Source organism: Pseudonocardia sp. P-1, assembly GCF_058111925.1.
This window is the reverse complement of sequence record NZ_CM176614.1, coordinates 59684-82505: the sequence shown is the minus strand read 5'-3', so window position 1 is coordinate 82505 and position 22822 is coordinate 59684. Positions and strand designations below refer to the sequence as shown.

17 protein-coding genes and 1 pseudogene are annotated in these 22822 nt (G+C 74.9%); 5 read left to right on the top strand and 13 right to left on the bottom strand.

The window, feature by feature from the left end:
- Nucleotides 1-4: 4 nt before the first annotated feature.
- The 5 genes from AC0GKK_RS00380 to shbA form a co-directional block, all read right to left on the bottom strand.
- Nucleotides 5-1057: a 2,3-butanediol dehydrogenase gene (locus AC0GKK_RS00380; protein WP_476651628.1), complete on the bottom strand. Its 1053-nt coding sequence runs from the start codon at nucleotides 1055-1057 to the stop codon at nucleotides 5-7.
- A gap of 104 nt (nucleotides 1058-1161) precedes the next feature.
- Entirely contained in the window at nucleotides 1162-2256 is a 1095-nt protein-coding gene (locus AC0GKK_RS00375) for an endolytic transglycosylase MltG (protein ID WP_489882881.1), read from the bottom strand.
- A gap of 141 nt (nucleotides 2257-2397) precedes the next feature.
- Nucleotides 2398-2847, bottom strand: coding sequence for a Holliday junction resolvase RuvX (ruvX, locus tag AC0GKK_RS00370; RefSeq protein ID WP_208826928.1), 450 nt, complete (start codon nucleotides 2845-2847; stop codon nucleotides 2398-2400).
- Entirely contained in the window at nucleotides 2844-5516 is a 2673-nt protein-coding gene (gene alaS, locus AC0GKK_RS00365; RefSeq protein ID WP_208826926.1) for an alanine--tRNA ligase, read from the bottom strand. The genes ruvX and alaS overlap by 4 nt, the downstream gene beginning before the upstream one ends.
- A gap of 258 nt (nucleotides 5517-5774) precedes the next feature.
- On the bottom strand, nucleotides 5775-6524 hold the full coding sequence (gene shbA / locus AC0GKK_RS00360; protein ID WP_405416805.1) for an RNA polymerase sigma factor ShbA: 750 nt from the start codon (nucleotides 6522-6524) through the stop codon (nucleotides 5775-5777).
- A 375-nt stretch (nucleotides 6525-6899) separates the two neighbouring features.
- Here shbA and AC0GKK_RS00355 point away from each other — a divergent pair, with 375 nt between their 5' ends.
- The gene (locus AC0GKK_RS00355; RefSeq protein WP_476651630.1) at nucleotides 6900-7952 is read left to right on the top strand and encodes a S1 family peptidase; all 1053 of its coding nucleotides are present in this window, start codon (nucleotides 6900-6902) and stop codon (nucleotides 7950-7952) included.
- 10 nt (nucleotides 7953-7962) lie between these two features.
- Here the strand turns inward: AC0GKK_RS00355 and AC0GKK_RS00350 are convergent, their stop codons facing one another.
- A complete protein-coding gene (locus AC0GKK_RS00350) occupies nucleotides 7963-9333 on the bottom strand; it encodes a replication-associated recombination protein A (protein WP_405416803.1) in 1371 nt (456 codons plus the stop codon).
- A 44-nt stretch (nucleotides 9334-9377) separates the two neighbouring features.
- A complete protein-coding gene (locus AC0GKK_RS00345) occupies nucleotides 9378-10709 on the bottom strand; it encodes an energy-coupling factor transporter transmembrane component T family protein (protein WP_489882880.1) in 1332 nt (443 codons plus the stop codon).
- Nucleotides 10710-10888: 179 nt separating this feature from the next.
- Here AC0GKK_RS00345 and AC0GKK_RS00340 point away from each other — a divergent pair, with 179 nt between their 5' ends.
- From AC0GKK_RS00340 to AC0GKK_RS00330, 3 genes are all read left to right on the top strand, one after another.
- Complete coding sequence (locus tag AC0GKK_RS00340; RefSeq protein ID WP_489882879.1) at nucleotides 10889-11107, top strand: hypothetical protein; 219 nt, start codon at nucleotides 10889-10891, stop codon at nucleotides 11105-11107.
- A gap of 77 nt (nucleotides 11108-11184) precedes the next feature.
- Nucleotides 11185-11700: an Lrp/AsnC family transcriptional regulator gene (locus AC0GKK_RS00335; RefSeq protein ID WP_405416799.1), complete on the top strand. Its 516-nt coding sequence runs from the start codon at nucleotides 11185-11187 to the stop codon at nucleotides 11698-11700.
- Nucleotides 11697-12851, top strand: coding sequence for an aminotransferase class I/II-fold pyridoxal phosphate-dependent enzyme (locus tag AC0GKK_RS00330; protein WP_100877600.1), 1155 nt, complete (start codon nucleotides 11697-11699; stop codon nucleotides 12849-12851). Before AC0GKK_RS00335 ends, AC0GKK_RS00330 begins: the two co-directional genes overlap by 4 nt.
- An 86-nt stretch (nucleotides 12852-12937) precedes the next feature.
- Here the strand turns inward: AC0GKK_RS00330 and AC0GKK_RS00325 are convergent, their stop codons facing one another.
- From AC0GKK_RS00325 to AC0GKK_RS00300, 6 genes and pseudogenes are all read right to left on the bottom strand, one after another.
- Nucleotides 12938-14206 (bottom strand): HNH endonuclease, encoded by a 1269-nt coding sequence (locus tag AC0GKK_RS00325; protein WP_489882878.1) that lies wholly within the window; start codon nucleotides 14204-14206, stop codon nucleotides 12938-12940.
- 233 nt (nucleotides 14207-14439) lie between these two features.
- Nucleotides 14440-15306 carry an SGNH/GDSL hydrolase family protein gene (locus AC0GKK_RS00320; protein ID WP_489884070.1) on the bottom strand — a complete coding sequence of 289 codons (867 nt, stop codon included), beginning with the start codon at nucleotides 15304-15306 and terminating at the stop codon, nucleotides 14440-14442.
- Nucleotides 15307-15402: 96 nt separating this feature from the next.
- The gene (locus tag AC0GKK_RS00315) at nucleotides 15403-16599 is read right to left on the bottom strand and encodes a hypothetical protein (RefSeq protein ID WP_251782364.1); all 1197 of its coding nucleotides are present in this window, start codon (nucleotides 16597-16599) and stop codon (nucleotides 15403-15405) included.
- An 11-nt stretch (nucleotides 16600-16610) separates the two neighbouring features.
- Nucleotides 16611-17304: pseudogene (locus tag AC0GKK_RS00310) on the bottom strand (DUF389 domain-containing protein).
- Nucleotides 17305-19098: an aspartate--tRNA ligase gene (gene aspS, locus AC0GKK_RS00305; RefSeq protein WP_489882877.1), complete on the bottom strand. Its 1794-nt coding sequence runs from the start codon at nucleotides 19096-19098 to the stop codon at nucleotides 17305-17307.
- Between the two features lie 58 nt (nucleotides 19099-19156).
- Complete coding sequence (locus AC0GKK_RS00300; protein WP_489882876.1) at nucleotides 19157-21157, bottom strand: intein-containing Rv2578c family radical SAM protein; 2001 nt, start codon at nucleotides 21155-21157, stop codon at nucleotides 19157-19159.
- A gap of 555 nt (nucleotides 21158-21712) precedes the next feature.
- On the opposite strand from AC0GKK_RS00300, the gene AC0GKK_RS00295 reads away from it, so the two are divergent.
- Nucleotides 21713-22819, top strand: coding sequence for a YibE/F family protein (locus tag AC0GKK_RS00295; RefSeq protein ID WP_405416791.1), 1107 nt, complete (start codon nucleotides 21713-21715; stop codon nucleotides 22817-22819).
- Nucleotides 22820-22822: the final 3 nt, after the last annotated feature.

The window sequence follows — 22822 nt, the reverse complement described above, 5'->3', positions numbered from 1 at the left end:
CGGGTCAGGCCAGGGACGGGTCGACCAGGACCTTCATCTTCCGGCCCGCGTGCAGCGCCTCGAAGCCCTCCTCGACGACGTCGCGCATGGCGATCTTCTCCATCCAGCCGGTGGTGTCGTAGTGACCGTTCGCCATCAGCTCGATCACCGCCCGGTAGTCGGAGTGGGTGTAGCAGAGCGAGCCCTGGATGCGGGACTCCCCGAGGACCAGGTTGAGCAGCGGGGTCACCAGCGGCGTCTCGTAGATCGCGACGCTGACCATGGGGCGGCCGGCGCCCAGCGACTCCAGCGCGGTCGCGACCGCCGGGGCGACACCCGCGGCGTCGTAGCAGGCGTCGGCGCCGCGCCCGTTCGTCGCCTCCGCCACGATCGCCGGTACGTCCTGGGCGGTCGGGTCGAGGGTGTGCGCGCCGAGCCGCTCGATCGCGCCGCGCCGGGTCGCCGACGGCTCGACGACGCGGACGTCCTCCACGCCCATGCCGCGCAGCGCGAACCACAGGCCGATCCCGATCGGCCCGGCGCCGAACACCAGCGCGGTGTCGCCCGGGTTCACCCCGCCGAGCTCGGCCGCGTGGTAGGCCACGGCCATGGGCTCGACGAGCGCGCCCATCTCCAGCGACACGTTCTCCGGCAGCGGGTGCAGCATGTGCGCCGGGACGACGGTGGTCTCGGCCATGCCGCCGTCGGCCATCAGCCCGTGGAAGCCGATCTGCGCGCACACGTTGTAGCGGCCCTCGGAACAGCGTGAGCAGGTCCCGCAGGTGTAGAGCGGCATCACCGCGACCCGGTCGCCCTCGGCGACGCCCTCGACGCCGGCCCCGATCTCGACGACGGTGCCGGAGAACTCGTGGCCGAGGGTCAGCGGCAGCTCGCGGCCGGTCAGCGGGTGCTTCTCCCCGTTCGGGATGAAGATCGGGCCCGCGTAGTACTCGTGCAGGTCCGAGCCGCAGATGCCGTTGAACCCGACCCGGAGACGGACCTCGCCGGGACCCACCTCGCCCTCGGGCACGTCGGTGATGTCGAGGTCCCCGGGTCCCCGGTAGACGACCGCACGCATCGCTGGCTCCTCTCGCCTGACGTCGCTGTCGGGTCCCGGTCTACCGGCGGGGGGTGAGCGCCGTCACGGGTTGGGCCCAGGTTGCATGCGCGCCCGGTGATGGGTCAGAACGCTCCGGCGGCGCGGGCGCGGTCGACGTTGCCGAGGTGCTCGGGGTAGGTCGTGGCGAAGCAGGAGGCGCCCTCGGTGGTGCACCGCACGAAGAACAGCCACGGGCCCGCGGCCGGGGACTCCGCGGCCGACAGCGCCGCGGTGGACACCGAAGCGACGGGCGTCGGCGGCAGCCCGGTGTTGAGGTAGGTGTTGTACGGCCCGGGGGTGCTGCGGGCCTCGGCCGTGGTGCGCAGCGCCTGCACGTCCAGCGGGTAGTTGACGGTGGAGTCCATCTCCAGGCGCTGGTTCACCGCGAGCCGGTTCTCGATCACCCGGGCCACCTTCGGCATGTCGGGGACGAGCGCCTCCTTCTCCACGACGGAGGCGAGGACGAGGGTGCGGTAGGCGTTCTCCCCGCCCAGCCCGGCGGCCTCCAGCCTGGTCGCCGACGCGGTGAGCACCTGACGCAGCACCTGCTCCGGGGTGCCGCGCGGATCCAGGTCGTACGGCCCGGGGGCGACCAGACCCTCCATCCGGCGCTCGGGGGCGGCCGCCCGGTAGCCCGCGCGGGCCCATTCGGGGACGGCGATCGCGGCCGGGTCGGCGTCGGCCATCGCGGCGCGCAGCGCGTCGACGCCGGTGCAGCGGGCGTCCCCGTCGGCGGTGCCGAGGCAGGTGGCGCGGGAGATCTGGGACAGCACGCCCGGGGAGACGGTGCCGTCCGGGGCGCGGGTGTCGTCCAGCTGGACACCGCCCTTGACGTCGAAGAACCCGACGCGCCGCTCCGGGTCGAGCAGCCCCTCGACCGCGGAGTCGCCGGACATCTGCGAGCGCAGCTCGTAGTAGCCGGGCTGGACCCGCTGGATGCCGGACTCCTCCGCGGCGGCCTCGACGAACGCGGCCCGGGACTTCACCACGTCCAGCCCGGCCAGGGTCTCCCCGATCGCGCTGGTGGTGTCGCCGGACTCGACGCGCACCACGACCGAGCCGCTGCCGGAGCCGGCGTAGTCGTCGGCGCCGCGCAGGTACAGGCCGACGGCGACGAGCACCGCACCGGCCAGCAACGCCGACCCCAGCAGGGCGAGCCGCCGACGCCGGAAATGCACCGGGGTCGGACGGTGTCGTACGGGCCCCGCGGTCACGCTCACATCGGGCCCCGGGACGTCACGTCGTTCTCGCCGGCGCCGGTCACGGGCTCGAGGGTATCCGCCGCGGGCACGGCCCGTGGTCACCCCCGGTCACGGTGATCAGGTCCCGCGGGTGGTATCCAGCCAGCCCTGCAGGATGGCCACCGCGGCCTGCTGGTCGATGACCGCACGCTGCTTGCGGCCGCGCACGCCGCGCCCGGCCAGCTGCCGGGTCGCGACGACGGTCGTCATCCGCTCGTCGGTCAGCTCGACCGGGACCGCGCAGCCGGCCGCGGCGAGCCCCGCCTCCAGTGCGGCGGCGAACTCCCGTGCGGCGACGGCGGCCGGGCCGTCCTCGCCGCGCAGGTTCCGGGGCAGCCCGAGCACGACGCCGACGACGTCGTGCTCGGCCACCAGCGCGGCGATCCGGCGCACGTCGGCGCCGCCCTCGGCGTCGCGGGGCACGGTCTCGACCGGGGTCGCGAGGATCCCGTCCGGGTCGCACATGGCGACCCCGACCCGGACGGCGCCGACGTCGATGCCCAGGCGCCGCCCGCGGGTGGGGGTCACGGACGCAGCGCGGCGCGCAGCTTCTGCACCGCGGCGTCGATCCCGGCCGGGTCGGTGCCACCGCCCTGGGCGAGGTCGGGCTTGCCGCCGCCGCGCCCGCCGACGGCCGCGGCGAACTCCCCGATCAGCTTCCCGGCGGCGATCCCGTTGTCCCGGGCCGCCTTCGTGGTGGCGACGACGAACGACACCTTCTCCCCGTCGACGCCGAACAGCACGACCACGCCGGGCCGGTCGCCCAGCTTGCCCCGGACGTCGGCGGCGAGGGTCCGCAGATCGTTGCCACCGACACCGTCCGGCGCGGTGACGGCGACCAGGGCGGTCCCGTCGAGGTCCTCGGCCTGCTGGGCGAGCGCCCCGGCCGAGGCCAGGACGGCGTCGGCGCGGTGCTTCTCCAGGTCGCGCTCGGCGGTCCGCAGCCGCTCGACGATCCCGTTGATCCGCTCCGGCAGCTCCTCCGGGCGGGCCTTGAGCTGGTCGGCGAGCTGGTTGACCAGCAGGTGCTCGGTGGTGGCGTGCTTGAAGGCGTCCAGCCCGACCAGCGCCTCGACGCGGCGCACCCCGGAGCCGATGGAGGCCTCGGACAGCACCCGGACCAGGCCGAGCTCACCGGTGCGCCCGACGTGGGTGCCACCGCACAGCTCGCGCGAGTAGTCGCCCATGTCGACGACGCGCACGCGGTCGCCGTACTTCTCGCCGAACAGCATCATCGCGCCGAGCGTGCGGGCCTCGTCGATGGAGGTCTCGTAGGTCTGGATCTCCCGGTCCTCCTGGAGCACCGAGTTGACCTCCTCCTCGATCTCGACCAGCGCCGCGGGCGGCACGGCCCCGGTCGGGGAGGTGAAGTCGAACCGCAGCCGGCCCGGGGCGTTGAGCGACCCGGCCTGGGCGGCGGCGCTGCCGAGCGCGCCGCGGACCCCGGCATGCACGAGGTGGGTGGCGGTGTGCGCGCGCGAGATCGCGGACCGGCGGGTGCGGTCGACCTCGGCGACGACCTCGGCGTCGAGGGTCACGGTGCCGGCGGTGACGACGCCGCGGTGCACCCGCAGCCCGGCGACCGGGGACTGGACGTCGTCGACCCGGACCTCGAAGGACGCGCCGCGCAGCAGCCCGGTGTCGGCCTGCTGGCCGCCCGCCTCGGCGTAGAACGGGGTGCGGTCGAGCAGCACCTCGACCTGCTCGCCCTCGTGGGCGGCGGGCACGGTGGCGCCGTCGCGCAGCAGCCCGACGACGCGGGACTCCGACTGCAGCGTCTGGTAGCCGAGGAAGTCGGTGGCGCCGTGCGTGTCGAGGACGGCGCGGTAGACCGAGGCGTCGACGAAGCCGACCTTGCGCCCGGCGGCGTCGGCCTTGGCCCGCGAGCGCTGCTCGTCCATGAGCGCGGTGAAGCGCTCCCGATCGACGGTCAGCCCGGCCTCGGCGGCCATCTCCAGCGTCAGGTCGATCGGGAAGCCGTAGGTGTCGTGCAGCGCGAACGCCTGGTCGCCGGGCAGGGTGTCGCTGCCGGCGGAACGGGCGCGGGACACCGCGCCCTCGAAGATCCGCTCGCCGGCGGTCAGCGTGGCGCGGAAGGTGTCCTCCTCGGCCCGGATGACCGCGGAGATCCGCTCGAAGTCGGTGGCGAGCTCGGGGTAGGTCGGCGCCATGGTGTCGCGGACGACGGCGGCGAACTCGCCCAGGCACGGCCCGGTGACGCCGAGCAGCCGGGCCGAGCGCACGATGCGGCGCAGCAGCCGGCGCAGCACGTAGCCGCGGCCCTCGTTGCCGGGGGTGACGCCGTCGCCGACGATCATCAGCGACGAGCGGGCGTGGTCGGCGATGACGCGGAAGCGCACGTCGTCGATCTCGCCGTCCGGGCCGCCCGCGCCGTAGCGCTTCCCGGACAGCTCCTCGGCCTTGGCGATGACCGGGCGGACGAGGTCGGTCTCGTAGACGTTGTTGACGCCCTGGAGCAGGAACGCGACCCGCTCGACACCCATCCCGGTGTCGATGTTCTTGTGCGGCAGGGTGCCGATCGGGGGGTGCCCCTTCTTCGGGGACAGCGCGCCGCGCTCGTCCTGCATGAAGACGAGGTTCCAGATCTCGAGGTAGCGGTCCTCGTCGGCCTCGGGGCCGCCCTCGGCGCCGAACTCCGGGCCGCGGTCGACGTAGATCTCCGAGCAGGGGCCGCCGGGCCCGGGGACGCCCATGTCCCAGTAGTTGTCGTCGCCGCCGCGGCGCTGGATGCGCTCCTCGGGCAGGCCGGCGATCTCCTTCCAGAGCGCGATCGCCTCGTCGTCGTCGTGGTAGACGGTGACCCAGATGATCTCGGGGTCGAAGCCGTAGCCGCCCTCGTCCTGGCTGCGGGTGATCAGCGACCAGGCGAACTCGATGGCGCCGCGCTTGAAGTAGTCGCCGAAGGAGAAGTTCCCGGCCATCTGGAAGAACGTGGTGTGCCGGGTGGTCTTGCCGACCTCGTCGATGTCCGGGGTGCGGACGCACTTCTGGATCGACGTCGCGCGCGGGTAGGGCGCGGGGACGTCGCCGAGGAAGTACGGCTTGAACTGCACCATGCCCGCGTTGACGAACAGCAGCTGCGGGTCCTCGAGGATCAGCGAGGCGCTGGGGACGGGCGTGTGCCCGTTGCTCTCGAAGTGGGCGGTGAAACGACGGACGATCTCGTGGGTCTGCACCGGTGGGTCTCTCGTGACGGGTACGGCTGGCGACGGGTCGGCGACGGGGCGGGCGCCCTGCGCCCGCGCCACACCGTAGGCCGCGCGGCGTGGGGACGCCGCGGGAGGCCGCTCGTACCAGGTTACCGGCACCCGGAGGAGGAACGGCCGGTGCCGGTGCGCGCCCGAGCGCACCGGCACCGGCCGTCTGCGGGTCCCGCCGTGCTCCCGGTCCGGGGGGTCGACCGGAGGGCCGGCGGGTCCGCCGTCTCGCTCCGGTCAGACCGCGACCGGCAGCGGGGCGTCGAGGGGGGTCCGCGGCGCGGGGACGAGAACGCGGTGGGCGCGGACGGGGGTCCGCGGGGCGGGGACGGCGACGACCCGGACGCCGGCCCGGCGGGACGCGCGCTCCTCGAGCTCGCGGCGCAGCCGCTGCAGCGCGCGGTGCTGGGCGACGCGGACCGCACCGGGGGTGGAGCCGAGCGCGTCGGCGGTCTCCTCCGCGGTCAGCCCGACCGCGATGCGCAGCGTGAGGATCTCGACCTGGCGCGGGCCGAGCAGGCCCATGAGCTCGGAGAGGCGGTCGTTGCGCTCGGCGTCGAGCACGACCTGCTCCGGGTCGTCCTCGCGGCTGAGCCGCTCGGGGAGCTCCTCGACGGCGTCGCAGCGGTTGCGGGCCATCGCCCGGAACGCGTCGGCGATCTTGTGCCGGGCGATGCCGAACACGAACGCCCGGAACGACATCCCCGACGGCCGGTAGTCCGGGAGCACGGAGAGCACGGCCATGCAGACGTCCTGCGCGACGTCGTCGGCCGAGCCGAGGATCGTCTCGCGCCGGCCCAGCCGGGCCCGGCAGAAGCGCTCCACCTGCGGGTGCACCTTCGCCAGGAGCAGCGCGACCGCGCGCTCGTCGCCGGCGACGGCCGCGGCCAGCATCTCCGGCGGGAGGAGGTCCGCCGCCTGCCGGGAGTCGACCTCCTCGGCGGCGTCCTCGGGTGCGGTCGCGATGGCCACGGGTCCGTCGTGCATCTGCCCAGCTCTCCTCGGTCGCGACCCGGGGGCCGCGTCAGGCGCCGGCACCGCCCGTCCGACCCAGGAGAGGTCGGGCGGCGCGACTGTCGCGCTGTCCTCCGCCGGTGGTGGTCGGCGCTGCCGGCAGGTCCGCTCGGCCGCGCCCCGGCCTGCGATCAACCCTTCCGGTGCACCCTTTCGGGGTCAATCAACATGCACAATTTGCGGTATACGTCGACGGAAAGTAGGGACTTTGGTCCTGATGGGGGCAACCTCGGGCTCGGGCGGGCGTCCACCCCTGTCGGAGGGGTGTCCTCCGCCTGCGGGCCGTGACCCGGGCGGGGCTGCGTCGTTGGGCCGGGTGTCACGCTCCGCTCGCCCGAAGGACCGCTCGTGTCTCTGCGTCGCCCGCACCGCCTCCTGCTCGCCGCTCTCGGCACCGTCGCGATCGGTGTGGGGGTGGCCGTGCCGGCGACCGCGGCCCCGGCGCTCCCCCCGGTCACGGTCGGCGAGGACGCGGCCGCGGCGCTGGTGCCCGCGGTGACCGAGGCCCTCGGGCCCGCGCTGGCCGGGACGTGGCTGGCCGACGGGCGGCTGATGGTGGGCACCTGGGACGCCGCGGCCGCCCCGCTGGTCACCGCGCTCGGCGCGACGCCGGTGGTGCGCGACGAGCCGCGCCGCGACCCGGCCGCGGTGCTCTCGGCGCTGGCCGGGCGCACCGCGACGGGGATGCCCGCCGGTCTGGACTCCTACGGTGTCGACCCCCGCACCGAGCAGGTCGTCGTGAGCGTCGTCGACGGGCCGGGCGCCGACGCGCTGGCCGCGGACCTGACCGGCGGTCTCGACCCGTCCGCGGTGCGGGTGGAGCGGGTGGCGGCGCCGGCGCACCGGCAGGCCGCGGTCGGCGGGGGCGACACCATCACCGACGGGACCCGCCGCTGCACGGCCGGGTTCGCCGCCTCCGACGGCAGCAGCGACTGGCTGATCACCGCCGGGCACTGCACCCGGGGCTCGTCGTCCTGGTACGCCACCGACGGTTCGACGATCGGCTCCGAGGTCGAGACCGCGGGCCGCGGGGTGGACGTCGGCGCGATCGCGGTCGAGTCGGGCAGCGTGTCGGCGACCGTGTCGGGGATCCGGGTGGCCGGGAGCCGTCCGGCGCCGGTGGGCTCCACGGTCTGCCTGTACGGGTCCACCAGCGGGCGGTCCTGCGGCACGGTCCAGCGCACCGACATGACGGTGAACTTCGAGGGCCAGAGCCAGTCCGGCCTGACCTCGGTGGCGGCGTGCGCCCAGGAGGGCGACTCCGGCGCCCCCTACATCACCTCGTCCGGGCAGGCCCAGGGCGTGCACACCGGTGCGGGCGGCGACGGCAACTGCACCAGCTACTTCACCCCGATCCGCACCGCGACCGGGGCGCTCGGGCTGACCCTGACCACCGGCTGAGCGCGCCGGCTCAGTCCCGGGTGCCGCGTACGACGCGGCGCAGCTTGGGCAGGCGCTCGGCGAGGACGCGTTCGTGCCCGCGCCCGGACGGCGCGTAGTAGTCGACGCCGACGACGTCGTCGGGCGGGTACTGCTGGCGCAGGACCCCGTCCGGGTCGTCGTGCGGGTAGCGGTAACCGACGGCGTTGCCGAGCTTCTGCGCGCCGGCGTAGTGGCCGTCGCGCAGGTGCGGGGGCACCCCGCCGACCCTGCCGGAGCGGACGTCGGCCATCGCGGCGTCGATCGCGGTGATCACGGCGTTCGACTTGGGTGCGGTCGCCAGGTGCACGGTGACCTGGGCGAGCGCGATCCGCGCCTCCGGCATCCCGACGAGCTGCACGACCTGGGCGGCCGCCGTCGCGGCGGGCAGCGCGGTCGGGTCGGCCAGCCCGACGTCCTCCGAGGCGTGGATCATCAGCCGGCGCGCGATGAACCGGGCGTCCTCCCCCGCGACGAGCATCCGGGCCAGGTAGTGCAGGGCGGCGTCGGGGTCGGAGCCGCGGATGGACTTGATGAACGCGCTGATGACGTCGTAGTGCTGGTCGCCCGCGCGGTCGTAGCGCACGGCGACCTCGGTGACGGCGCGCTCGACGGCGGCGAGGTCGATCACCGGCTCGCCGCCGGCACCGAGGACACCGTCGGCGGCCGCCTCCAGCGCGGTGAGCGCGCGGCGCCCGTCGCCCGCGGAGAGCCGGACCAGTGCCTGTTCGCCGTCCTCGGCGAGCTGGACGGCCGCGTTCAGGCCCCGCTCGGAGGTGACGGCGCGCCGGAGCAGGGTGCGCACGTCGTCCTCCCCGAGGGACTGCAGCTGCAGCACCAGGGAGCGGGACAGCAGCGGGGACACCACCGAGAACGACGGGTTCTCGGTGGTCGCGGCGACGAGCAGGACGAGCCGGTCCTCGACCGCTCCGAGCAGGGCGTCCTGCTGGGTGCGGGAGAAGCGGTGCACCTCGTCGATGAACAGCACCGTGGTGGTGCCGCTGCGGTCGCGACGCCGGCGGGCCTCGGAGATGACGGCCCGCAGCTCCTTCACCCCGGCCGAGAGCGCCGACAGGGCGACGAAGTGCCGCTCCGCTCCCCCGGCGCCGGCCATCAGCCGGGCGAGGGTGGTCTTGCCGGTGCCGGGCGGGCCGTAGAGCAGCACCGACGCCGCGGCGCCGCCGTCGAGCAGGCGGCGCAGCGGCGCGCCGGGCGTGAGCAGGTCGGCCTGGCCGACGACCTCGTCGAGGGTGCGCGGGCGCATCCGCGCGGCGAGCGGCGCGTCGGGACGGACGGCGTCGCCGTCACCGGTGTCGCGCCCGTCGCCCCCGGGGTCGATGTCGAACAGGCCGTCGGTGCTCATCGCATCCAGCCTGCCAGGACACCGGCCCCGGGGGGACGGGCGGCTCAGGCGCGGTCGATCTCGTCGGCGAGGACGGGGGTGTGCACCGGGTTGTGCTCGTGGAAGCGGCACTCGGCATAGGTGACGATCATCGCGGCGACGCCGGCGATCTGCACGGGCAGCTGCAGCAGGGTCCCCACGACCTGCCCCAGGACGGGGCTGAGGTACGTCAGCGGCGCGACGACGACCAGCGAGGTCACCAGCGAGTACACGATCGCGATCAGGAAGAAGACCACGAGCCGGCCGAACACGGGGAAGAACCGGGGGTTGACCAGCGTGAACGTGCGGCCGATCCCGGCCCGCTCGATCACGACGACCCCGATCAGCGCGCCGGTGAACACCACGCCCAGGTAGATGGCCGGGATGACCAGCAGGAAGAAGCCGATGACGAACAGCAGCCCGGCCAGCAGCGACCAGCCGATCACCGGGAGCGCGCGGTTCTTCGCGAACGCCACGACCTGGTCCTGGCTCCACGGGCGCTGGGCCGCGTCGCGCACGACGACGAACACCGACGCCGCGTAGCCGAGCGCGGACAGCACGATCGCGACGACGGCCAGGACCAGGCTGGTCAGGCCGAGGCCCGCCACGAACCCCGTGCTGAGGTCGAGGTCGACGGGGTCGAACGACGACCGCGGGCCCCCGTCGAGGAGGTAGCTGATACCGCTGAGGACCGCGGTCGGGACCAGCACGATCAGGTTGATGATCAGCAGCGGCTTCCAGCTGCGCTGCAGCACGCCGACGATCTTCGAGAACCAGTCCCCGAAGGAGAACGGCACCAGCGGGTCCGGGGAGGTGCCGCTGGGCGGGGCACCGCCGGAGGGGTAGGCGGGCTGGCCGTAGCCGCCCTGCGGGTACTGGCCGCCGTACTGCTGACCGGTCGGGTACTGGCCCGGGTACTGCTGCCCGGTCCCGGGGTACTGACCGGGATACTGGGCCCCGTACTGCTGCTGGCCGCCGTACTGACCTGCGCCGGGGTACTGCTGCTGCCCGTAGGGCTGGCCGGGGTACTGCTGTCCCGGGGCCTGCCCGTACGGGGCCTGGCCGTACTGCTGGCCGTACTGCTGGCCGGGGTCCTGCGCGTACGGCCGGCCGTACTGCTGCCCGGGGTCCTGGCCGTACTGCTGGCCGTGCGGGGACGGGGCGGCGGTGCCGTGCCGTCCCGGCTCCTGCGCGCCGGTGGCGTCGTCCTGCCCGGCCTGCTGCCCGCCGGGGTACGGCGTGCCCGGCCGGTCCCCGCTCCCGGCCGCCTGCCCGGGCTCCTGGGCGCCACCGGGCGTCGCGGCTCCCCCGGGACCGGCCTGCGGGTCCTCGCCCCGCGGCGGTTCGTTGCTGCTCATGCGCGCGGACCCTAGTTGCGGGCGGGGTGGGACGGTGCCGAATTCACCGGCTCGCCCCCGATTCGTGACCGACGCGTACGCAGCGTGATCGTCTCCGACCCCGGATCGTCGCCGGAACGCAACGCCGCGGACGCGCGGTGTCACCGGCCCGCAACAGACCCCGTGCACGCTCATGGGGCATGGACACGATCCCGAGTTGCCCGCTCTGCTCCCGTCCGCGCACCCCCGCCGACGTCCGCGGACTCGCCTGGAGCAGCCACCACGGCCCGGCCGGCACGGTGTACGTGTGCGGTCCGTGCACACGCACCCACCTCGTCGACCTCGAGTGCGGGCTGCTCGACCCGGCACGCGGCGGTGTCGTTCCGGACGCCGCGGCCCTGCTGCCGCACGCGGCCTGACCGGTCGGACGGGGCGGGCCACCACCGACCCGCCCGGCCCGCGGCACGGCGACGGGCGGTCGTCGTAGGGTCACGCCGTGCGCGAGATCCTCGAGTTGCTCGAACGTGACGCGTCGTTGAGCCACGACACCGTCGCCACCATGCTGGGTCTGCCCCGGGACGAGGTCGACGCCCGGATCGCGGAGTGGGAACGCTCCGGGGTGATCCGCAGGCACAAGGCCGTCGTGGACTGGGCCCGGTACGAGGACGGCGGCAACGGCCACTCCGGCGCCGGCCGCGCCGGGGCGCAGGTGACGGCGTTCATCGACGTGTCGGTCGCCCCGGCCCGCGGGGTCGGGTTCGACGACGTCGCCGCCCGCATCTCCCGCTTCGACGAGGTCCGCGACTGCTACCTCGTCTCCGGTGGGCACGACCTGCGCTGCACGGTCGTCGGCCCGGACATCCGCGCGATCAGCGACTTCGTGTCCCAGAAGCTGTCCACGATCGACCGGGTCCGTTCGACCGCCACGCACTTCGTGCTGGCCACGCACAAGCGCGACGGCGACTCGTTCGCCGAGCCGGAGCCCGACCACCGGCTGCCGGTGACCCCGTGAAGGCGCTCAACGCGACGATCTCGGCGATCCCGCCGTCGGGGATCCGGCGGTTCTTCGACATCGCCGCCGAGATGGACGACGTCATCTCCCTCGGTGTCGGTGAGCCCGACTTCGTGACGCCGTGGCGCATCCGCGAGGCCGGGATCTACGCCCTGGAGCGCGGCTACACCACCTACACCGGGAACGCGGGGCTGCCGAAGCTGCGTGAGCTGGTGTGCGCGGACCTGGCGTCGCGCTACGACGCCCACTACGACCCCGCCACCGAGTGCCTGGTGACGACCGGGGTGTCCGAGGGGCTGGACCTGGCGTTCCGGGTGCTGCTGAACCCGGGCGAGGAGGTCATCGTCCCGGAGCCCTGCTACGTCGCCTACCAGCCGTGCGTGGCGTTCGCCGGTGGGGTGCCGGTCGGGGTGCCGACCCGCGCCGAGGACGGGTTCGCGATCGACATCGCCGCGGTCGAGGCCGCGGTGACGCCGCGGACGAAGGCGATCCTGATCGGCTCCCCGGCCAACCCGACCGGCGCGGTGCAGCCGCCCGAGGTGCTGCGCGAGCTCGTCGCACTGGCCGAGCGGCACGACCTGTACCTGCTCTCCGACGAGATCTACGACCGCCTCACCTATACCGGCGCCCACACCTGCCTGGGCGCGGTCCCGGGTGCCCGGGAGCGGACGGTGGTCCTGGGCGGGTTCTCCAAGGCCCAGGCGATGACGGGGTGGCGGGTCGGCTGGCTCGCCGCGCCGGAACCGATCGCGGAGCTGTGCCTGCGGGTGCACCAGTACACGATGCTGTGCGCGCCGCACATCTCGCAGATCGCCGCCGTGGAGGCGCTGACCAGCGCGGAGGGCGACGTCGCGGAGATGGTGGCCGACTACGACCGTCGCCGCCGGGTGTTTGTGAAGGGGCTGCGCGAGGCCGGGCTGGACTGCCCGGAGCCGGCGGGCGCGTTCTACGCGTTCCCCTCGATCCGCGCCTCCGGGCTGGACTCGGAGACCTTCGCCGAGCGGCTGCTGCGGGAGGAGTCGGTCGCGGTCGTCCCGGGCAGCGTGTTCGGGCCCTCCGGCGAGGGGCACATCCGCTGCTCGTACGCGACGGCGCTGCCGCAGCTGGAGCAGGCCGTGGAGCGGATCGGGAACTTCCTGCGACGCCTGTAGCCGGGTCGCGCCCGCGACCGGGCGGCACGAGGGCACGCCCGGCAGGCGGCACACGGGACCCCGCGACGACCGCGGGCGGCAGGCGATCAGTCCGGGCCGCGGTAGGTGTGCCCGGTCGGGGTCCTGGTGACAACGGTCCCGTCCGGGGCCCGGGCGATGTGCCAGCCGGGTTGTTCGCGGACGTGGTTGTGGAACTCGCAGACCCCGCGCCCGTTGTCGAGTTCGGTGCGTCCGCCGTCGGCATCCCGCCGGAGGTGGTCGAGGTGGCGGACGGGTGCGTCGCAGTAGGGCTCGGTGCACCGGTTCTGCGCCCGGGCCTTCACGAGGGTGGCGAGCAGGCCGGTGAAAGTACGCCTCCGGGAGTCCCCGCCGATCACGATGCCCTGGTCGGTGAGCAGACGGCGCAGGGACTTGGCGCCCTCGGGGGTGGCGAGCAGGTCGGCCGGGACCGGTCCGAAGCCGGGGATCTCCGCGGGCAGCGGGGAGGTGGGGTCGAGCAGCGCCTGGACGGGGACGGTGACCTGGACTTCCAGGTTCACGGCGGTCGCGGTGGCCTGCCCGGTGACGCGTTCGACCAGGGTGTCGGCGAGGACCTGTCCGCGGGTGCGGGTCAGGGGCTGCGGGTCGACCTGGATCTCGACGAACGCCTTCTGCAGCGCGGCCAGGCAGGCGGCGCCCTGCTCGACCGGCACGTACGCGGTCAGGTAGCTCATCGCATCCGGCGCGGGCCGCAGGGTGACCCGGCGCTCGACCCTGGCCGCGTGGACGCGGGCGCGGAAACGGTCGGGAGCGATCTCGGCGACCAGACGCCGCGTCATCGCCCGCAGGCGCCCGATGCCGTAGCGGGTGAGGTCGTGCACGGCAGCGAGCCGGGCGTCGACCCGCGCGCGTTGGGTGGTGTCGAGGTCGCGGCACTCGACGGCGATCGCGGTGACCTTGGCGGCGCTGAGCTGCCCGGTCTCATGGAGGCGCCGGACGTCGTCGAGCCCGGCGTGCAGGTCGCGGGCGTCGGCGACGCGGGTGCGGGCCTCGGTGGTGGAGACCCGGCAGGCGAGCTGGATCTGGGCGACGACGCTGCGGTGGACCTTGTCGACGTCGGTCCGGTCATCGACGCGGTGGCTGTCGACATGGGCCTGGGCGAAGGCGCGGATCCGGCTCGCCTGGAGGGCAGCCAGGGAGGCCTGGAGGGATTCGATCTCCTGGATCTGGTCGATCAGCTCGGCCTCGGACAGCCCTTCGGTGTCAGTGGCGAGTGCCTGCTCGACCTGGAACTGGAGCAGGGTGAGGTCACCGGAAGGGAACCCACCTGCGAGCACGCCGGTGGCGTGGGCGGGTGGTTCCTGGGTGGCGGTCACATCATCGACGGTACTCGAACGTGCGTTCGATTGCCAGTTCTCGTTCGCTATCGCGAACTCGTGAACTGCAACGATGGTGCACTACCCGAGGTGATGAGATGTCTCGGGACGGTCGAGGACAACGGACGTGCTCAGGGTCTGACGCCGGCAGCCGCTCCCTCGGATCGCGTCGGGTCCGACCACGGCGGGCACGCCCCGCGCCGGAGTGATCGACTGCGACCGGGTCGGCGGGATCAGGCGGGCACCTTCCGCGCCCGCGCCCCCTCCACGAGCCCCCGCACCATCACCGGCCCGAGGTCCCGGGACCGCCGCACGAGCCACGGCACCCCCTGCACCACCAGCCACGCCCCCCGCTGCCAGGCCGTCACCTCCCGCCCGCCGGCGGCGTCGAGCCCGATCTCCCCCGGCACCACGAAACCTGCGGCGCCGAGCAGCGCGGCGAAACCACGCGCCAGCAACCGGTGCCCCAGCTCGGACGGGTGCAACCGGTCCACGCTCCACGCCGCCGGGTCGTAGCTGCCGGCGGTGTCGAGGTCGAGGATCCCGACGGCGGACCGTCCCGTCGCGGCGACGGCGTCGGCCACCGCTCCGTCGACGGCCCCGTTCAGGGCGGCGATCCGGGTGGCGAGCGCCCGCTGCAACGGCCCCGGCAGCGGCCAGACGCGGGTGTGGTCGTGGAAGCGGAGCAGCAGCACGGTCGCACCGGCCCGCAGCAGCAGCTCCAGCGACCCGGCGCAGTCCCGCCGGATCGCGGCCGGGTCGAAGTCCGAGCGCAGGGTGTCGTTCATCCCGGCGCACAGCACGACGACGTCGGGCCCCGACGCCGCGGCCGCGGGCACCTGCCCGTGCCGGGCGTCGGCCATCCGCGCCCCGGTCCGGGCGTGGTTGTCCAGCCGGAGCGAGCCGGGGTGGGCGGGATCGTCGAGGGCGTCGCGCAGCAGCGGGCCGAACCCACGCCAGCCACCGCCGGGCAGGGGGTCACCCAGCCCGACGGCGGTGGAGTCGCCCAGCAGGACGAGGTGCCGGACGGGCCGGCCGGTCACGTGCGGTACGGCGACGGGGCGGAGGACCGGATCGACGACGGACGGGCGCACGGTCATCGGGGACACGCCGACACGATCACCGCCGCAGCCACCGTTTCCGTGTGCAACCGGTGACGGGTCCCGTACCGCCGTGGGAACTCTCGGGGCGGGGCCCTACCACTCGCCGCCGCGGAAGGCGGGGAACAGCGGCAGCGTCGACGACGCGTCGGGGAAACGGGTGTCGAGCGCGGTCACCACGGCCGCGGCCAGCGCGGCCGTGCCGGGCCGGGCGGTCGCCTCCGCGGTGACGCCGAGGCCCCGCCAGTAGTGCCGCAGCGCCGTGGAGATCCGCGGGGACCGGCCGGCGTCGGGGCCGATCGGGCCGTCGCGCTCGGGCACCCGCGGCAGCAGCTGCCAGGTCGACCACCACACCCACAGCACGTGGGCGTCGGCGAGGCGCGACTCCAGCAGCTCGGGGTCGTCCAGCTCGGGCCACACCGGCGCGACCTCGGCCCGCCAGGCGTCGAGCATGGCGTGGGCGACGGCGTCGGGCAGGGCGAAGCTCGACGAGCAGCCGGGGAACGGCACCCGCACGTAGGCGGCGTCGAGGACGACGTCGCGGAAGCAGCCCCACTCGAAGTCGACGAACCGCACCCCGCGGCTGGTGACCAGGTTGTTGTCCGGGCAGGTGTCGGACGGGCTGAACGCGCGGAACCCGGTGCCGCCGAGCAGGCGCACCCCGCCCTGGGCCTCGAACAGCGCCATCTCCGGCACCTCGACGCCGAGGATCCCGGCCAGCAGCTCCGGCAGACCGGCCAGCGCGGCGCGGGCCTGGTCGGCGACCGGGTCCCGGCGCGCCTTCTCCCCCAGCCGGCGCAGCAGCGCCCCGAAGTCGCCCTCCCGACCGGCGGTCGCGGCCTGCATCCGCCCCAGGCCGCGGGCCCACCCGAGCAGGCAGGTCCGGGCGGCCTGGGGGTCCGGGCCGAACAGCTTGTCGGCCAAGGTCAGGCTGCGGCCGAGATCCTCCAGTACGAGCAGCCGCTGCACCGGGTCGTGCGCGATGATCACCGGGCTGGGCCGGACGTCGCTCGGCAGCGCGGTGAACAGCTGGCAGGACGCGACCTCGTAGCGGAACGGGTCCGACGCCAGGTCCGTGCCGTCCTCGGGCGGCGCGTAGTGCTTCACGACGACGCTGCGCCGGTCGGAGAACGGGTTCTTCGCCATCCGGGCCCGGGCGACGACGGAACGGCCGCTGCCGCCCAGGTCCTCGGGCTCGAACAGCTCGACCTCCGAGCCCGCCCGCCGCGACAGCAACCGCGCGGCCCCGGCCACCGCCGCGACCGCGCCGGGAGTCGACTGCGGATCGGTCATCGAAGGGGACCCTACCCGTCGGAGAGCGCGCGGTCCGCGCCCCGACGACGCGATCCGCGACGGGCGAGCACCAGCACCGCGGCCGCCGCACCGATGGCGCCCACCAGGTTGACCCCCAGCTGCAGCACCGACTGGGCCGCCTCGCTCCAGCGTCCCTCGATCACCGCGACCGAGGCGTAGGCGGCGGCGACCGCGAGAGACCAGGTCGCGGCGGCGCAGCACCAGCCCGATCGCCATCGCCGCCATCGGGCCGAACTCCGGGCCCAGCACCATCGCCCCGACCACGGTGACCGGCGAGTCGGTGACCGCGCCGACGGCGGCGAGCAGGCAGGCGATGGTGAGGAAGGTCAGGAACGTCGCGGACAGCCGCGACTCCTCGCCGGTGCGCTGGATCAGCTCGTCCCAGACGACGGCGTCGGCCCCGTCCCCCGGCGCGGCCTCCTCGGCGGCGTCGGCCCGGTCGGACAGCACCGTGTCGAGCTGTTCGAGGGTGATGCCGCCGTCGTGGTCGACGCCGAGGTCGGCGAGCCGGCCCAGCAGGTCGTCGGCGCACTCCCGGGCGACATCGGCCTCGACCAGGTCACCGGCCGGGTGCACCGCCACCCCGGGGTGGACCACCAGGTGGGCCACCCCGGGTTCGGCGTCGAGGACGCTGCGGACCTCGACCGTCCGCCCGGGTGGGCAGACCACCCGCAGGTGCAGCACCTACGCGGCCGGGCCGGGCTTCTCCGGGGCGCGCTCGGGCTTCGCGTCCACGCCCGCCTCCTTGCGCTGGGCCGCGGTGATCGGCGCGGGTGCCTGGGTCAGCGGGTCGAACCCGCCGCCGGTCTTCGGGAACGCGATGACCTCGCGGATCGAGTCGACGCCGGCGAGCAGCGCGGTGATCCGGTCCCAGCCGAACGCGATCCCGCCGTGCGGCGGCGGGCCGAACGAGAAGGCGTCGAGCAGGAAGCCGAACTTCTCCTGGGCCTCCTCCGCGGACAGGCCCATGATCTCGAAGACCCGCTTCTGCACGTCGGCCGAGTGGATACGGATCGAGCCGCCGCCGATCTCGTTGCCGTTGCAGACGATGTCGTAGGCGTAGGCCAGGGCGTTGCCCGGGTCCTTCTCGAAGGAGTCGATCCACTCCGGGGTCGGGGAGGTGAACGCGTGGTGCAGCGCGGTCCACGCACCGCCGCCGACGGCGACGTCGTCGGTGTCGGCGGCCGACTCGAACAGCGGCGCGTCGACGATCCAGACGAACGACCAGGCCGAGGAGTCGATCGCACCGGTCCGCCGGGCGATCTCGCCACGGGCCGCGCCCAGCAGCGCGCGGGCCTCGGTGGGCTTGCCGGCGGCGAAGAAGATGCAGTCGCCGGGGTTCGCGCCGACGGCCTCGGCCAGGCCGGACCGCTCGGCCTCGGACAGGTTCTTGACCACGGGGCCGCGCTCGTCGACCTGCCCGTCCTCACCGATCAGGACGTAGGCCAGGCCGCGGGAGCCGCGCTGCTTGGCCCACTCCTGCCAGCCGTCGAGCACCTTGCGGGGCTGCGACGCCCCGCCCGGCATGACGACGGCGCCGACGTAGGGGTTCTGGAAGACCCGGAACCCGGTGCCCGCGAAGTACGACGTGAGCTCGGTGAGCTCGATGTCGAAGCGCAGGTCTGGCTTGTCCGAGCCGTAGCGGGCCATCGCCTCGGCGTAGGGCATCCGGCGGATCGGGGTCTCGATCTCGTACCCGACGAGGCGCCACAGCGCGGTGAGGACCTTCTCGGCGAGTGCGATGACGTCGTCCTGCTCGACGAAGCTCATCTCGATGTCGAGCTGGGTGAACTCCGGCTGGCGGTCGGCGCGGAAGTCCTCGTCGCGGTAGCAGCGAGCGATCTGGTAGTACCGCTCCAGCCCGCCGACCATGAGCAGCTGCTTGAACAGCTGCGGGCTCTGCGGCAGCGCGTACCAGGAACCGGGGCGCAACCGCGCCGGGACGACGAAGTCGCGCGCGCCCTCGGGGGTGGACCGGGTCAGGGTCGGCGTCTCGACCTCGATGAAGTCCTCCGCGGCCAGCACGTCGCGGGCGGCCTTGTTCACGTCGCTGCGCAGCTTCATCGCCGCGGCGGGCCCGGAACGACGCAGGTCGAGGTAGCGGTGGGAGAGCCGGATCTCCTCGCCGACGCCGGTGTGCTCGTCGATCGGGAACGGCAGCGGCGCCGACTCCGACAGGACGGTCAGCTCGGTGACCGTGACCTCGATGTCGCCGGTCGGCAGGTCGGAGTTCTCGTTGCCCGCGGGCCGGCGGACGACCTCGCCGACGACCTGGATGCAGAACTCGGAGCGCAGCCGGTGGGCCCGCTCGGCCATCTCGCCCTCGCGGAACACGACCTGGGCCGATCCGGAGCGGTCCCGCAGGTCGATGAAGATCACGCCGCCGTGATCGCGGCGGCGGGCCACCCATCCGGCGAGGGTCACGGTCTGGCCGGCGTTCTCGGCACGCAGCGTGCCGACGGGGTGGGTTCGCATCACGGCGGTCAAGGCTATCGGCATCCCCCGGGCCGCCTGCCACCAGGTTTCCGGCGGGTTCTCACAGCAGGCTCAGCTGCCCGTCCCCGGGCTCCGCAGCCCGCGGCGACGCGACCGGCTGCCGGGTCCACCCCGGGTCGCGCGGGTTCGGCTCGGGCCGGTCCAGGCCGTGCCGGGCCAGCAGCGGGCCGACCCGCCGGGCCAGGGACCCGCGGTAGTCCCGGGTGGCGTACGCCCCGCCGCGGTAGAGCCGCTCGTAGCGCGGCAGCAGCGCGGGGTGGGTGCGCCCCAGCCAGGCCAGGAACCACTCCCGGGCCCCGGGACGCAGGTGCAGCGCGAGCACCGTGGCCCGGCTCGCCCCGGCGGCGGCGATCTCCGCCAGCAGGGCGTCGAGGGCCTCGGTGGAGTCGGTCAGCCACGGCAGCACCGGGGCCACCATGACCCCGCAGGGCAGGCCGGCGTCGGTGATCCGGCGGACGAGGTCGAGGCGGGCGCGCGGACCGGGGGTGCCCGGCTCCAGGTGCGACTGCAGCTCCCGGTCCAGCAGCGCGATCGACACCCCGGTGCCGACGCGGACGTCGGCGTTCGCGGCCGCGAGCTGCGGCAGGTCCCGGCCCAGCACGGTGCCCTTGGTCAGGATGGAGAACGGCGTGCCGGAGCGGGCCAGCGCGGTGATCACCCCGGGCATCAGCCGGTAGCGGCCCTCCGCCCGCTGGTAGGGGTCGGTGTTGGTACCCATCGCGACGTGCTCGCGCCGCCACGACGGCCGGGCCAGCTCCCGCTCCAGCACCCGTGCCACGTTCACCTTGACCACGATCTGGGAGTCGAAGTCCGCGCCCGCGTCGAGGTCGAGGTAGGTGTGGGTGTTGCGGGCGAAGCAGTTGTGGCTGACCACCCCGGCGGCGACGAAGTCCCCCGTGCCGGTGGTGATGTCGACCATCGGGCGGAGGGTGCCGGTGTCGCGGACCGCCACGACCCGCGGCGCTCCCCCCGGCGGCTCCTCGACGCGGGCGCCGCCGACGTCGCGCACCCGGGCCACGGCCGGGTCGGTCACCGCGACCAGCCGCAGCTGCTCGGCGACCCCGCCCAGCACCCGCAGCGCCCGCACCCCGGGCCGGGCCGACGGCTCGGAGGCCACGCGGAACCCGAGCCGGCGCAGCGCGTCGACACAGGCCCGGGTGAGCTCCTCGTCGCCGGGCACGATCCGCAGCACCCCGGCGGAGACCTCACCGCAGGCGTCGACGATCCCGCCGACGAACCCGGCCGTCCAGCCGCGGGCGGGCCGCTGCGGCCAGGCGGCCGGCGACGGGGCGGGCGCCGCGATCATCCCGGCGGCCACGGGCGTCGGCCGTGCGGTCAGCAGGTGGTGGGCGCGGGCCAGCGCCTCCAGCTCGACCCAGCCGGTCGGGAACGGCTCGGCCCGCACCCGGCCGCGCACCGCGTCGGCCCGGACCAGCCCGCACAGCCAGCCCTCGGCGTATCCGTCGGGCCGGGCCCCGCCCGGGACCGCGGCCGCACCGGGCCCGACCAGCGCCGTCCCCGGGCTCAGGTGCGGCCGGTCCGCCGAGGCCCGGCAGCGCCCCGGTCGCACGTGCGCCCAGCCGGAGGTGGTGAGGAAGCGGTGCTCGGCGGAGGTGACGAGCCGCGTGCCGTCGTCGAGGGTCACCTCCTGGGCGCGGCGCCGCGTCGACCAGCGCGCGAGCACCGGGGTGCGGACGAAGCGGCGCCGACCGCCGCCGTCGGTGACGGTGCCGACCACCTCGTCGCCCGGGCGCAGCTCCCCGATCGGCCGCGACCGGCCGTCGGCGGTGAGTACCGGGGTCTCCGGGACGAGGCAGTAGGTGCACGCGTGCGAGCAGCCGCGGTAGGGGTTGACCGTCCAGCCGAACGGCACCGGTGACGACGACGGCACCCGGTTCAGCACCGAGCGCGCCTCGACCTCGTGGAACACCGTGTCCGCGAACCCCGGCGTGCGCACCGAGCGCAGCAACCCCCGCATCCCCGGCAGCGCCGTCGCGCTCCCGACACCGTCCGCCCCGACCTGCTGTCCGTCCCATCGCACCGAGTCAGTCGAACACAAGTTCGAACGTCGGACAACCGGTCGTCGCCGGGCGGTCGCGTCCGGGCGAACGGCACCCCGCAGGTCGAAGATCGTTTGCAAGGATGCGGACGTGCCCCCGCCCCCGCCCGTCCCGCGCGACCCGTCCGCCCCCGACGGCGGGCGGCCCGCCGCCCCGCGGACGGGTGGGCGGCGGCGCGCCGAGGACCGGCCCCCGGGCACCTCGGGCGGGCACCGGCTCCCGGGTGGCGAACCGGCGCGGCACCGGGCCCGCCACGCTCCGGCCCCGCGGCGTCCGGCCCCCGTGGAGGACCGCCCCGGGCCCGCACCGGCGCGCGGCGCGGCGGCGGACCCCGCCGACGGTGACGAGACCGGTCCCATCCCCCACCCGGGCACCCGGGCGGCTGGGGCGACTGCCCCGGCCAGGCCGACCTCGGCGCCACACCCGGCCCGGCGGCCCCGTCCGCAGCCGGCCGGGGACACCGGCCGGGACACACCCCGGGACACGAGCACGGACACGGGCACGGGCACGGCGCCGCGTCCCCGGCCGGGAGACGGGTGCGCAGACTGCTGGTCGCGCTGCTCGTGCCGTGCGTGCTCGCGACGCTCGCCGGGGTGGCCCTGCTGTGGCCGGGTGCGACCCCGGTCCCGGAGATCCCACCCACCCAGCAGGTGCACGGGACCGTCACCGCGGTGCAGGTCGCGGACTGCTCCCCCGGCGCCGGGGACCGTCGCTGCACCGGGGTGACGGTCGCGCTGTCCGACGGGCCGCGCGCCGGGCGGGACCTGGTGCAGCTGGTGCCGAACGAGCCGTCGACGCCGCGGTTCGCGGTGGGCGACCCGGTCACGCTGTCCTGGTCGGGCGCGAACCCCGACGACGCGGGCTCCTACCAGCTCGTGGACTTCCAGCGCGGCGCTCCGCTGGGGTGGCTGGCGGCGGCGTTCGCGCTGGCCGTCGTGGTGCTCGGGCGGCTGCGCGGGTTCGCGGCACTGGTCAGCCTGGCGCTGAGCTTCGGGATCCTCCTGTGGTTCGTGCTGCCGGCGATCCTGTCCGGCGGCTCCCCGCTCGCGGTCGCCGTCACCGGCGCCTGCCTGATCATGTTCGTGGTGCTGTACCTGACCCACGGGTTCACCGCGCGGACCTCCTGCGCGGTGCTCGGCACGCTGGCCTCGCTCGCCCTGATCGGGGTGCTGGGCTACCTGTTCACCGTCACCTCGCGGCTCACCGGGCTCGACGACACCACCGCCACCCTGATCGGCACGCTCGGCCCCGGGGTGCCGATCGACCCACGCGGCCTGGTGCTGGCCGGACTGGTGATCGGCGCGCTCGGGGCGCTCGACGACGTCACCGTCACCCAGGCCTCCGCGGTGTGGGAGCTGGGCGCGGCGAACCCCGAGCTGGGTGTGCGCGAGCTGTTCGCGGCCGGGATGCGGATCGGGCGCGACCACGTCGCGTCCGCGGTGAACACCCTGGTGCTGGCCTACGCCGGCGCCGCGCTCCCGCTGCTGCTGCTGTTCACGGTGGCGGCGGGCGGCGTGACCCAGGTGCTCACCAGCCAGGACGTGGCGACCGAGATCGTGCGGACCCTGGTGGGCAGCATCGGGCTGGTCGCCGCCGTCCCGGTGACGACCGGGCTGGCCGCACTCGTCGTCGGCCGGCGCTGAGTC